General features: G+C 74.4%; 11 protein-coding genes. 9 read left to right on the top strand and 2 right to left on the bottom strand.

From position 1 onward, the window contains the following. Nucleotides 1–22: 22 nt before the first annotated feature. A complete protein-coding gene (locus FB457_RS24950; RefSeq protein ID WP_047019348.1) occupies nt 23–1,228 on the top strand; it encodes a serpin family protein in 1,206 nt (401 codons plus the stop codon). A 53-nt stretch (nt 1,229–1,281) separates the two neighbouring features. Here the strand turns inward: FB457_RS24950 and FB457_RS24945 are convergent, their stop codons facing one another. Further along, nucleotides 1,282–2,073 carry a tyrosine-protein phosphatase gene (locus tag FB457_RS24945; protein WP_047019349.1) on the bottom strand — a complete coding sequence of 264 codons (792 nt, stop codon included), beginning with the start codon at nt 2,071–2,073 and terminating at the stop codon, nt 1,282–1,284. A gap of 115 nt (nt 2,074–2,188) precedes the next feature. Between FB457_RS24945 and FB457_RS24940 the strand changes: the two genes are divergently transcribed. From FB457_RS24940 to FB457_RS24910, 7 genes are all read left to right on the top strand, one after another. After that, nucleotides 2,189–4,306, top strand: coding sequence for an alpha-galactosidase (locus FB457_RS24940; protein ID WP_047019350.1), 2,118 nt, complete (start codon nt 2,189–2,191; stop codon nt 4,304–4,306). 103 nt (nt 4,307–4,409) lie between these two features. Further along, on the top strand, nt 4,410–5,054 hold the full coding sequence (locus FB457_RS24935; RefSeq protein ID WP_047019351.1) for a phosphoribosyltransferase: 645 nt from the start codon (nt 4,410–4,412) through the stop codon (nt 5,052–5,054). A 166-nt stretch (nt 5,055–5,220) separates the two neighbouring features. Continuing rightward, a complete protein-coding gene (locus FB457_RS24930) occupies nt 5,221–6,909 on the top strand; it encodes an ATP-binding protein (RefSeq protein WP_145783358.1) in 1,689 nt (562 codons plus the stop codon). Nucleotides 6,910–6,928: 19 nt separating this feature from the next. Beyond that, nucleotides 6,929–7,315 (top strand): roadblock/LC7 domain-containing protein, encoded by a 387-nt coding sequence (locus FB457_RS24925; protein WP_047020624.1) that lies wholly within the window; start codon nt 6,929–6,931, stop codon nt 7,313–7,315. Further along, nucleotides 7,312–7,665 carry a DUF742 domain-containing protein gene (locus FB457_RS24920; protein WP_047019353.1) on the top strand — a complete coding sequence of 118 codons (354 nt, stop codon included), beginning with the start codon at nt 7,312–7,314 and terminating at the stop codon, nt 7,663–7,665. Before FB457_RS24925 ends, FB457_RS24920 begins: the two co-directional genes overlap by 4 nt. After that, a complete protein-coding gene (locus FB457_RS24915) occupies nt 7,646–8,266 on the top strand; it encodes a GTP-binding protein (protein WP_047019354.1) in 621 nt (206 codons plus the stop codon). Before FB457_RS24920 ends, FB457_RS24915 begins: the two co-directional genes overlap by 20 nt. A 116-nt stretch (nt 8,267–8,382) precedes the next feature. Next, complete coding sequence (locus FB457_RS24910; protein ID WP_047020625.1) at nt 8,383–9,819, top strand: cytochrome P450; 1,437 nt, start codon at nt 8,383–8,385, stop codon at nt 9,817–9,819. Between the two features lie 7 nt (nt 9,820–9,826). Here the strand turns inward: FB457_RS24910 and FB457_RS24905 are convergent, their stop codons facing one another. Beyond that, nucleotides 9,827–10,843, bottom strand: coding sequence for a terpene synthase family protein (locus FB457_RS24905; RefSeq protein WP_047019355.1), 1,017 nt, complete (start codon nt 10,841–10,843; stop codon nt 9,827–9,829). A gap of 302 nt (nt 10,844–11,145) precedes the next feature. Here FB457_RS24905 and FB457_RS24900 point away from each other — a divergent pair, with 302 nt between their 5' ends. Continuing rightward, entirely contained in the window at nt 11,146–12,750 is a 1,605-nt protein-coding gene (locus FB457_RS24900) for an alkaline phosphatase D family protein (protein ID WP_145783356.1), read from the top strand. Nucleotides 12,751–12,800 lie beyond the last annotated feature (50 nt).

Raw genomic sequence — 12,800 nt, 5'->3', positions numbered from 1 at the left:
GCGTCGTTGTTACGCTGCCCGCATGGGTGCGGAGATCCCGCGGTCGACGGTCCTCGCGGTGGGAACCATGACGGCGCGCTGGGCACGGGCCGCGGTACGAGACGGCCACGGCACGGTGTTCACCGCCGCGGGCCTGTGGCCGCCGGCCGCGCTGCTCGCCGGGGCGGCGGACGGGCCCGCCCGCGCGGAGCTGGAGGGCGCCCTCGGCGTACCCGCGCAGGACGCGGCCGCCGCCGGGAGCGAACTCCTCGCCGCCCTCGACGGGATGACGGGCGTGGACGCCGCGCTCGGGCTCTGGTTCCGCGGTGACCGGATCGAGCTGCGACCCGAGTGGGCCGGGCAACTGCCGCCCGGCGTACGCGGACTGCTCACCGGCGACGGCGCGGCGGACCGGGCTGCGCTGGACGCCTGGGCGGCCGGGCGCACCGACGGGCGGATCCCCGCGATGCCCGTGGAGCTTTCGGAGTGGACCCGGCTGGTGCTGGCGTCCGCGCTGATCGTACGGACCGACTGGATCCTTCCGTTCGACCAGGAGTGGGCGGCGCCACTGCGCCACGGGCCCTGGGCGGGGCGCGAGGTGAACGAGCTGCTGCACGCCCACGGCCGGACCGACCGGCTGCGCGTCGCCGATACCCCGCTCGGCCCGCTGACGCTCTACGAAGTCGAGGGCGCGTACAGCATCGACGTCCACCTGGCCCTCGGCCCCGAGGGCGCGCCGGGCGGCGAGGTCGCGGGCGCCGCCGTCGAGGCGGTCGCCGGCGCGTATGGACTGACGCCGGGCGGCGAGTTGCGCGAGGGCACGCGGGCGCCGGGGGTGCAGGTCGCGTACCACGCGTCGATGGACCCGGAGCCCCGGCTGGTCGTGCGCACGGTGCCGTTCACCGTGGCCGGCGACCACGATCTGCTGGCCATGCCTCGGCTGTTCGGCCTGGAGTCCGCCTCCGACGACAGCCGCGGCCACTTCCCCGGCGTCACCGGCAGCGAGCCGCTCGCGGTCACGTCCGCGCAGCAGGCCGCGACCGCCACCTTCACGGCGGTCGGGTTCCGGGCCGCGGCGGTGACCGCGTCGGGCGTCGCGGCGGCCGGGCTGCCGAACCGGGAGGCGAAGCTCGTCCTGGTTCGCTACGACCGGCCCTTCGCGTTCGTCGCCGTGCACCGCGCCTCGGGGCTCGTGCTCGCGGCGGGCTGGGTCGCCGAGCCGGCGGAGGCGGCGGCGGACACCGCGTAGCGGCGCCGCCGCAGGGAAGCGCCTCCGCCCGCCCGCTCGGACGGGCGCGGCGCTCAGCCGGTCAGCAGGCTGGCGCGCAGGCGGTCGCGGGTGGTGTGGCTGAGGCGAAGGGCCTCGTGGAAGTAGCGGTCGACGGTGCCCCAGCGCTCGGCGATGGTGGCGAAGGCCGCGCCCAGGTAGCTCGCCCGGGCGTCGAACAGCGGGCTGAGCAGCTCCATCACCTCCGGCGAGGTGCCGCCCTGCGCGCCCTCGCCGCGCTGGACCCGGTAGCGGCGGTGCTGCGCGTTGGACTCCAGGTAGTCCGCCTCGATCGCCTCCCGCTCGACGCCCACGGCCAGCAGCGCGAGCGCGATGGTCAGCCCGGCCCGGTCCTTGCCCGCCGCGCAGTGCAGCAGCGCGGGGGCGCCGTCGTCGGCCAGCGAGTGCAGGACCCGGGAGTGCTCCGCGTTGCGGTGGAGGATCATGTCCCGGTACGAGTCCTCCATGCGCGCCGCCGCCTGGCCGTCGCCGAGCAGCGAGCGCAGCGTCGGTATGTCGCCGTCGCGGACCAGCTTCCAGAACTCCTTGCCCTCCGCCGGGTCGTTGAGCGGCACGTTGACGTTCCGTACGCCCGGAAGGTCGACGTCGGGGCCGTCGAGGCGGATGTCGGCGGCGTTGCGGAAGTCGTAGACCGTGCGCAGACCGAGCGAGCCGAGGAAGGCGGTGTCCTCGGCGGTGGCGTGGGCCAGGTGGCCGCTGCGGTAGAGCCGGCCGGTCCTGGTCCGGCCGCCGCCGGTGGTGGGCAGCCCGCCGACGTCGCGGAAGTTGCGGACACCGGTCAGCTCCGGCTCGGTCGTCTGCGTCATCGGGGCTCCGTAGCGTAGGGAGGACGAGGCACTTCGACAGTACGACAAAGGCACGCTGGACAAGGATCCCCCCGGCTGCGATGTTGTGTATCTCTGTTGAGTTATGGGAGATGAGATGGTCGAGGTCGGTGGGAACGGTCGGCTCTGGCTGCTGTCGGGCCCGCACAGCAGCTACGCCCTGCGGCTGAACCGGCGCGACGAGTTGCTGCATCTCCACTGGGGACCGCGGCTCACCCTCGCCGACGCCGAGGCGCTGGCCGCGGAACCGGCGCCGCGCTTCCGCTCCTTCGAATCGCGCCTCGACGGCCGCGAGGAGTACCCCGTCGAGGGCGGCCCCCGCTTCGTGCGGCCCGCGCTCGCCGTACGCGCCGCGGACGGCGGCGGCGGGCGCGGCAGCGAGTGGCAGTTCCGCGGCGCCGAGACCGAGAGCGGCGTGCTGCGGCTCACCTTCCACGACCCCGTGCACCGCCTCGCCGTCACCCTGCACTACCGCATGCGCGCCGGGGCCGACGTGCTGGAGCGCTGGGCCACCGCCGTCCACGAGGGCGGACCCGGCGACTCCGCGCTGGAGCTGCTGCGGCTCGACTCCGCGGCCTGGACCCTGCCGCGCGCCGACCGCCGCCGCCTCTCCCACCTGCACGGCCGCTGGGCCGCCGAGAGCCTGCTCGCCCGCGCCGAGCTGACCCCCGGCGAGACCGTCATCGGCAGCCGCCGCGGCCACACCTCCCACCGCCACCTGCCCTGGATCGCCCTGGACGACGGCACCGCGGGCGAGGAGCACGGCGAGGTCTACGGCTGCGCGCTGGCCTGGTCGGGATCGTGGCGCATCGCCGTCCAGCAGCTCGACGACGGCGTCGTGCAGGCCGTCGGCGGCGCCGGGCACGACGACTCCGGACTGGTCCTGCTCGCGCCCGGCGAGTCGTACACCGCGCCCGTCTTCGCCGGCCTCTACACCGACGGCGGCTTCGGCGCCGCCTCCCGCGCCTGGCACGCCTGGCAGCTCGCGCACGTCGTACCGGACGCGCACATCCCCCGGCCCGTTCTCTACAACTCCTGGGAGGCCACCAAGTTCGACGTCGAGCTGGAGCACCAGCGCGAGCTGGCGCGGCGGGCCGCGGCGATGGGCGTGGAGCTCTTCGTCGTCGACGACGGCTGGTTCGGCTCCCGTACGCACGCGAAGGCCGGCCTCGGCGACTGGACGCCCAACCCCGACCGCTTCCCCGACGGGCTGAAGCCGCTCGCCGACGAGGTCCACGCCCTCGGCATGCACTTCGGCATCTGGGTCGAGCCGGAGATGGTCAACCCCGACAGCGACCTCTACCGCGCCCACCCCGACTGGGTGCACCACCGGCCGGGCCGCCGGCGCACCGAGTTCCGCCACCAGCTCGTGCTGGACCTCGGCCGCCCCGAGGTCAGGACGTATCTGTGGGAGCAGCTCGACGAACTGCTGCGCTCCGCGCCCATCGACTACGTCAAGTGGGACTTCAACCGCTCCCTCACCGAGCCGGGCGCGCACGCCGACCCCTCGGTGCCGCACGTACGCGGGCTGTACGACCTCCTCGACCGGCTGCGCGCCGCGCACCCGCACGTCGCCTTCGAGTCCTGCTCCGGCGGCGGCGGCCGGATCGACCTCGGCATCCTGTCCCGTACGGACCAGGTGTGGACCTCCGACAACACCGACCCGCTCGACCGGCTGCCCATCCAGCACGGCATCGGCCAGATCCATCCCGCCCGGGTCACCGCCGCCTGGGTCACCGACAGCCCCAACGAGCAGATGCAGGACCGCGTCAGCAGCCTGCGCTACCGCTTCGTCAGCGCCATGGCCGGCGTGCTCGGCGTCGGCGGCGACCTCGCCCGGTGGAGCGGCGAGGAGCTGGCCGAGGCCGGGCGCTGGGTGGAGCTGTACAAGCGGATCCGCCCCGCCGTCCAGCTCGGCCGGCTTTACCGGCTGCGGGAGCCGCAGGAGGGCCTGAGCGCCGTGCAGTACGTCCTCGGCGACGACCCGGAGCGTGCCGACGAGGTCGTCGTCCTGGCCTGGCTGCAGTCGCAGCGCTACAACGAGTCGCTCCCGCCGCTGCGCCTCGCCGCGGTCGACCCGGCCGCGGAGTACGAGGTGCTGGCCGGCGGCGAGCCGGGGGAGGTGCTGCGGGGCGGGGTGCTCGCGCACCGGGGGCTGCACACCGGGCTGCACGGGGACCTCGACGCCGCGGTCGTGCACCTGCGCCGCCGCTGACGGCGGCGGGTCCCGTACCCCCGGACCGTGCGCGCGAGGTGCGTGACGCCCCGGGCCGTCGCACAATGTGACGTGACCCGGGGGACCCCGACGGAGCGGGACCATGCGCTTCCACGACCGTAGCGAGGCGGGCCGCGCGCTCGCCCGGCGGCTGCGGGACGGCCGGCCCGGGGCCGGCGCCCCGCGGGACGCCGTGGTGCTCGCGCTGCCGCGCGGCGGCGTGCCCGTCGGGTACGAGGTCGCCCGCGCCCTCGGCGCCCCGCTCGACGTGCTCCTCGTCCGCAAGATCGGCCACCCGCACCACCCCGAGTACGGCCTCGGCGCGGTGGCCGGCGACGCCCCGCCGCTCTACGACCCCGACGCGCTCGCCGGCGCCGGGCTCACCGAGCGTGACCTCGCGGCGACCGCCCGCCGGGAGGTCACCGAGCTGCGCCGCCGCGAGTCGCTCTACCGCGGCGGCCGGCCCGCACCCGCGCTCGCCGGCCGCTGGGCCGTCGTCGTGGACGACGGGCTCGCCACCGGCGCGACCGCCCGCGCGGCGCTGCGCGCGGCCCGCGCGGCGGGGCCCGCACGGCTCACCCTGGCCGTGCCCGTGGCGTCGCCCGGCGGGCTCAGTGCCGTGCGCGGCGAGGCGGACGATGTGACGTGCCTGTACGCGCCGCCGGACTTCGGCGCGGTAGGGCTCTGGTACGACGAGTTCGAGCAGCTCACGGATGCCGATGTGCTCGAACTGCTCGGTACTGGCTGAGGAACGGTCGCGACCCGTTCGCTGAGTGACCGTCAACTAACGTGAGGTAGGCGTTGGTTGGACATGCAGAGAACCTATGCCAGCGGCAAGCGGAGCGCACTAAGCTGCTTGCGATGCTCAGCGTGACCGCTCGGCGTCACACAGTCGTTCGACCCTGAGGATGCTCATGGATCCAGCGGGACCCGCCACCGGCGGCCGGCGGACGGGATTCGTCCGCTGGTGGCTGATACCCACCGCCGTCGTGGTCGTGAGCACGGCCATCGCCCTGCCGCTCGTCTCCGCCGACGCGCGTACGCCCGTCGCCGTGTGCGGCGCGATCGCCACCCTCGTGGTCGCGTTCGCCGCCGCCGAGGCCGAGCGCCGCGGGCGGGCCGCAGGCGCGCCGTCCGCGGAGCAGGCGGACCACGAGGCCGCGTGGGAGCGCCGGCTCGCCGCCCGGGAAGCCGAGATGATCCGGCTCGCGGGCCTGCTGCCGCAGGCCGTCGCGCGGCTGCAGCGGGGTGAGTACGCCGAGGACGTGCTCGCCGACATAGAGGCGGAGAAGTCCCTGACCCCGCAGGTGCGCGCCGCCCACGCGGCCGCGCTGCGCTCCGTCGTCGAGGCGGTGCAGGACGCCGAGGACCTGCGCGTCTCCGCCGAGCGCGGCTTCGTCAACATCGCCCGCCGGGTGCAGGCCATCATCCACCAGCAGGCGCGCAGCCTGCGGGAGATGGAGGACCGGCACGGCCGGCGGCACGAGTTCTTCGCCGACCTGCTCAAGCTCGACCACGGCACCGCGCTGGTCGGCCGGCTAGCCGACAGCATCGCCGTGCTCGGCGGCGACCGCCCCGGCCGCCAGTGGGGCAAGGCCATCGCGCTCTACAGCGTGCTGCGCGGCGGCATGTCCCGGATCATCGACTACCAGCGCGTCGAACTGCACCCCGTGGCCGAGGTCGCCGTCGTCGGCTCCGCCGTCGAGCCGCTGATCCACGCCGTCGCCGAACTCCTCGACAACGCCACCCGCTACTCGCCGCCGCACGCCAAGGTCCATCTCTCCGCCACCGAGGTGCAGTCGGGCGTCGCCATCGAGATCGAGGACGGCGGCGTGGGCCTCAGCGAAGAGGCCCGCGAGCGCGCCGAGCACATGCTCGCCGAGGCCCAGGCCGGCATCGACCTCAACGACCTCGGCGAGACCCCGCGGCTCGGGCTCGCGGTCGTCGGCCGGCTGGCGCAGACGTACGACTTCCGCGTCTCGCTGCGCCCGTCCGCGTACGGCGGCGTGCGCGCGGTGCTCGTCGTGCCGCAGGTCCTGCTCACCACCACGCCCGCCACCGGCACCGCCCACGGCATCGGCGCCACTTCGGGACCGCGGCCGCTGCGCAACCCCACCCCGCCGCCGGCCGGCGTCGAGGGCAGCGCCGACGCGCGCGCGGGCCTCAAGCGCAGCCGGGACCGGGTGCCGCCGGCGCGGCAGGCGGGCCCGCAGCCCTCGCCGCCCGCGCACCCCGAGCCGGTCGCCGGCAGCCTGCCGCAGCGCCGCCGCCGTGCACCGGTCGCGCCGCCCGCCGCCCCGGCGGCCGGCGGGCAGCCGTCCGGACGGCGTACGGCCACCGCGTCCCCGGCCGGGACCGAGAACGGCGCGGCGGAGGGCCGCGGCGTCGAACCGGGCCTGTGGCTCGGCGACTTCACCCGCGGCCTGGAGGGCGAGCCGCAGGGCGGGGACGCGGGCGCGGCCGCGGAGCCGCAAGAGCCGGGCGGTACCGCCCGCGGCGAGGACGAGGCAGCCGGGTCGATACGCCCGGAACGCCCCGCCCGCCTCCGGCACGGCGACGGCGCACCGGGGCCGTCGAATCCATCATCGGGCGAGGAGGACTGACGTGGCGCAGCGAGCGGACATGGACTGGATGCTCCGGGATCTGGCCGAGAGCGTCCCCGAGACCCGGCACGTCGTGGTCCTGTCCTCCGACGGGCTGCGGATGGCCCAGCACGGCACCGAGCCGGACACGGCCGACCGGCTCGCGGCCGCCTGCGCCGGGCTGCAGAGCCTGGCGAAGTCGATCGCCGGCGTCTTCCCGAACAGCAACGGGAAGATGCGGATGCTGGTCATCGAGGTGAGCGGCGGATTCTTCTATCTCATGGCCGCGGGCGCCGGAGCCTATCTGGCGGTCGCGGCCGACGAAGGAGTCGACGCGGGCCTCATGGGCCAGCGCATGCGTGATCTCGTCGCTCGCATCGGGGCCCATCTGACAAGCCCACCGCGGAGCGACGGACAGGCCATATGAAGGAAGCGGACCACGAGTGGCACGACGACGGTCCCGAACGGCTTTACGTCATCACCGGCGGGCGCAGCGGCACCGCCGCCCAGGGTGCACTCGACCTGGTCACGCTCGTCATCTCCCGGACGCAGCCGGCGCCCGGGATGCAGCCCGAGCGCGCGGCCATCGTCCGGCTGTGCCGCGCGCCCCTGTCCGTCGCCGAACTGACCGCCTATCTGCGCCTGCCCTTCAGCGCGGTGGCGGTGCTCGTCGCGGACCTGATGGCGGAGGGCGCGGTCGAGACCCGCTCCACCGTCCCGCCCGTGGCAGACCTGCGACTCCTCGAGGAAGTAATGGATGGACTCGAACAGCTTTGACGCCGTCGTGGGTCCGCGCGGCGAGGACCTCCTGCCCGCCTCGGCGACGACGTCGGTCAAGGTCGTGGTGGTGGGCGGGTTCGGCGTCGGGAAGACGACCATGGTCGGCGCGGTCAGCGAGATCGACCCGATGACGACCGAGGAGACGATGACCCGGGCCGGCGAGGGCGTGGACCACCTCGCCGGCGTGCCGGACAAGAGCGAGACGACCGTCGCCATGGACTTCGGCCGGATCAGCCTCAACGAGCGGCTGGTGCTCTACCTCTTCGGCGCGCCCGGCCAGCAGCGCTTCTGGTTCCTGTGGCAGGGCCTCTTCGAGGGCGCGCTCGGGGCCGTGGTGCTGGTCGACACCCGCCGGCTCGAAGCCTGCTTCGACGTGCTGGGCCGGCTGGAGGAGGGCGCCGTACCGTTCCTCGTCGCGGTCAACCGCTTCCCGGACGCCCCGTCCCACTCCCTCGACGAGATACGGGCCGCGCTCGACCTGCCCGCGCACGTACCGCTCGTCACCTGCGACGCCCGCGATCAGGAGTCCTCCCGCAGCGTCCTGAAGTCCCTGGTGCGCTTCCTGCACTCCATAGCCCTGACCACGGAGGCGTCGTGACGACGGAATCCGATCCCGTACCGGCAGCAGACCCGCAGGAGCAGAGCGCCGGCCAGGCCGCGGCGCCACCGCCCGGCTGCCCCGCGCACGCCGGCGGCACCGGCGGCCCGGCCCGGATGGACGGCCACGAGGCGGCGACGAACCCGTACGGGCTGTACGAGAAGCTGCGCGCCGAGCACGGCGCCGTCGCGCCCGTCCTCGTCCACGGCGACCTGCCCGCCTGGCTGGTCCTCGGCTACCGCGAGCTGCTGGACGTCACCCGCAATCCGACCCGCTTCTCCCGCGATTCGCGCAACTGGCGCTTCCTGCGGGACGGCCAGGTAGGCCCGGACAACCCGCTGTTGCCGCTGGTGACCTGGGTGCCGATGTGCTCCTTCGTCGACGGCTCCGAGCACCGGCGGCTGCGCTCCGCGGTCACCGACAGCATGAAGCGCTTCGACCGGCACGGCATCCGGCGCCACGTCACCCGCTTCTCCGGGCAGCTCATCGACGAGTTCGCGGCCACCGGCCGGGCGGACCTGGTGGGCCAGTTCGCGGAGCACCTGCCGATGCTGGTGATGACGAAGGCGCTCGGCATGGCCGAGTCGTACGGCCCGCAACTGGTCGCGGCCGCGCGGGACATGGTCAAGGGCTCCGAGACGGCGATCGCGAGCAACGACTACATCGTGCAGACGCTGCGCGACCTGGTGACGCGCAAGCAGGCGGCGCCCGGGCACGACTTCGCCTCCTGGCTGGTGGCGCACGAGTCGGGCCTTCGCGACGACGAACTGGTCGAGCACCTGCGGCTGGTGCTGATCGCCGCGTACTCCACCACCGCGAACCTGATCGCGAACACCCTGCGCATGGTGCTCACCGACAGCCGCTTCCGCGGCAACCTGGCCGGCGGCCACATGACGCTGCCGGACGCGCTGGAGCAGGTGCTGTGGGACGAGCCGCCGTTCACCGCCGTCTACGGGCGGTACGCCACCGGCGACACGGAGCTGGCCGGGCAGCAGATCAAGGCGGGGGACCTGCTGATCCTCAGCCTTGCCGCGGGCAACCTCGACCCGGAGATCCGCCCCGACCTCGACGTGCCGGTGCACGGGAACCGTTCGCACCTGGCGTTCAGCGGCGGGCCGCACGAGTGCCCTGGCCAGGACATCGGCCGGGCCATCGCCGACACCGGGATCGACACGCTGCTGTCGCGGCTGCCGGACCTGAGCCTGGCGGTCGACGAGAAGGAGCTGAAGCACCGCACCTCGCTGCTCTCCCGCGAACTGGTCGAGCTGCCGGTGACCTTCACCCCGCCGGGCCCCGCCACGGGCGCGGTCCGGCGGGAGCAGGTGCCCGCCGCATCCGTGCCGGGTCCTTCCGGGCCCGCCGGCGCGGCGCCGGCGCCGGCCGCGCAGGAACCCGTAGCCGCGGCGGTGGCGAGCGCGCCTGCCCCGGCCGCCCAGGCCACCACCCCCGGGCCCGAGGCGCAGCCCGACGGCCTCCCGGCGGGTACGGAGCCGGGCCGCCGGCGGCGGCCGTCGCTGTGGCGGACGCTGGTCGCGTGGTGGCGCGGGAGCTGAGCCGCGGCTAACCCAGGTGCGGCTCTACGTACGCGGGTGCACTGCCGGCCCTCGTGGCGGCCACCTCCCGGTAGCGCGGCGACCAGCCGTGCCATTCGAGACTGCCCGCGATCCATGAGCCGAGGTCGGTGAGCGAGTCCTCGACCACCGCCCACCCGTGGGGGTCGAGGCCGAAGAGCGGCTTCATGCCGCGTACGTCCTGGCAGGCGGACCTGAAGTCCTCGGTGCGCCGCCCGACCATGGCGGCCGCCCGGTCGAGCGCCGCCTGCCGGGTGCCGCCTTCGAGGCGCCACAGCACGGCGGCGAGGTGGTCGTGGTCGCCGCGGGCGGTCTCCTTGTGCACCGAGTAGATGTCGTTGGTCCAGGAGATGACGTCGTTGGCGGCGTCCCGGGCCGCCCGGTAGGCGTCGCTGGCGGCGACGGCGGCCGGGATTTCGGTGGAGTTCGCGGGCTCGATCAGGTCGAAGCTCATCTCGCAGCCGGAATTGAGCCGCCGGCGCCGCGTGAAGTCCGCGAGCGTCTGGCCGGGGATCCGGGCGGGTTCCGCGTGCGGCAGGATCGTGTACCACAGGAAGTCGCGGTAGTGCGCGGCGAACCGCTCGCGCCAGGCGCGGGAGAAGGGCTTGGCCGTACGCTCCCACAGGTCGGCGAGCGCGGCGGCGAGGGGCCCGGCGGGCGCCGGCGCATCGAGGTCGGGGTCCAGTTGGGCGCCCAGCTCGGTGGCCGTGCGCAGCCGCTGCGCGGGGGTGCGGGCCATGTGGCCCTCGTCGAGCTGGTCGTCGACGATCCAGTTGTAGACCTGCCACTCGGCGACCAGTTCGAGACGGCCGGCGCGGGGGTAGACGGCGGCGGCGAACCGGCCGAAGCCGGCGCGGTGGAAGTGGGTGACGGCGGACCCGTCGCGGATCAGGTCGGCGTGGCGCGCCCAGGCGATGACGTGGTCGTCCAGACCGGCCGCCTCGGGGTGCAGCCGTGCCGGAAACGGACACCAGATCGGCGGAAAAGTGACCTCTACTGGAGTCAATTTGTGGGAAGTTACGCCACTCCTGTTCCTCTTGAGCGTCATGTTCTGTCTCCTCGGGACCGGGATTCGACAGTGACCTGCCGAACCTGCCCGTGCGCCTGCCTCCGGCAACCTGTTCGCATCTTCTTTGGCTATACCTACGACGGAATGCGCCGAGCAATATCGGACAGCGCGTACTCGAGCGGGCCCGCGATTCCGCCGAGACAGCCGCAACAGGTGCCCGACCGCGCCCGCGCGCCCCTATGTTGGGGCGGCCCCCCACGCGTCGCTCAGGACTCAGGTACCGCTCACTGGGAGGCCCCGTGTCTCGTTTCACCAGCACCCCGGGTTTCAGCCGCCGCCGTTTCCTCGCGCTCGGGTCAGGGTTCTCCCTGGCCGCCGCGCTGCCCGTCGCCGGCCTGTGCGCCGCGCCCGCCCGGGCCGAACCCCGCTTCAGCGGCGACCCGTTCGCCCTCGGCGTCGCCTCCGGCGACCCGGAGCCCGACGGCGCCGTGCTCTGGACCCGGCTCGCGCCCGACCCGCTGGCCGCGGACGGACGCGGCGGGATGCCCGGGTACAAGGTGCCGGTGACCTGGCAGATCGCCGAGGACCCGGGGTTCCGGCGGGTGCGGCGCGCCGGGGTGGAGTGGGCCGTACCCGAGCTGGGTCACTCCGTCCATGCCGAGGTCCGGGGGCTGGAGCCGGACCGGGAGTATTGGTACCGCTTCCGCGCCGGCCGGCACGTCAGCGAGGCCGGGCGCACCAGGACCGCCCCGGCCGCGGACGCCGGCATCGCCTCGATGGCTTTCGCCTTCGTCAGTTGCCAGAACTACCCCGACGGCCACTTCACCGCCTTCCGCCACCTCGCCGGGGAGGACGTCGACGTCGTCGTCCACCTCGGCGACTACATCTACGAGGGCGGCGGCCAGGGCACCGTCGGCCGCGGCCACCTGCCCGCCCGCGAGATCCACTCGCTCGCCGACTACCGGGTGCGCTACGGCCAGTACAAGCTGGACCCCGACCTCCAGGCGGAGCACGCCGCCCACCCCTGGATCGTGGTCCTCGACGACCACGAGGTGGACAACAACTGGGCCGACGGCCTCGACGGCGACGACGTCGGCGGCGCCGAGTTCGCGGCCCGGCGCGCCGCCGCCTTCCAGGCGTACTACGAGAACCTGCCGCTGCGCCGCTCCTCGCTGCCCGCAGGACCGCACATGCAGCTCTACCGCCGGCTGTCCTACGGCACCCTCGCCCAGTTCCACGTCGTCGACACCCGCCAGTTCCGTGACAACCAGGCGTGCGGCGACGGGCGGCAGTTCGACTGCGACGACCGGCTGGACCCGGCGCGCACCATGCTCGGCGCCGAGCAGGAGGCGTGGCTGCTCGACGGGCTCACCCGGTCCCGTACCACCTGGGACGTGATGGCCAACCAGATCATGACCATGCAGGGCGACTCCGCCGAGGGCATCGAGCAGGCGTTCGGCATGGACACCTGGGACGGCTACGCCGCCGCGCGGCAGCGCCTCTTCGACGGCGTGGAGAAGCGCGGCATCGGCAACTTCGTCGTCGTCACCGGCGACGCCCACCGCAGCGTCGCCGCCGACCTCAAGCACGACTTCGACGACCCCGCCTCCGCCACCGTCGGCGTCGAGTTCCTCGGCACCTCCGTCTCCTCCGGAGGCAACGGCTCCGACCAGGACGAGTGGGGCCGCATCTGGCTGCAGGAGAACCCGCACATGAAGTTCCACAACGTCCAGCGCGGCTACGGCGTCTGCGAGGTGACCCGGGAGAGCTGGCGTACCGACTACCGCGTCGTCCCGTACGTCTCCACCCCCGGCGCCCCCGTCGCCACCCGCGCCCGCGTCCACGTGGCGGCGGGCCGCCCCGGCATCCGGGAGGTGGAGCAGTTAGCCGTCCCGCAGCCCTGAGCCGGCCCCGGCGGAGCGCGAGGCGGCGGCGCCGGGGCCGCCAACGCGGG

It is taken from the genome of Streptomyces sp. CNZ287, assembly GCF_007827615.1.
The sequence above is the reverse complement of the archived record's forward strand: the minus strand, read 5'-3'. Positions and strand labels throughout refer to the sequence as shown.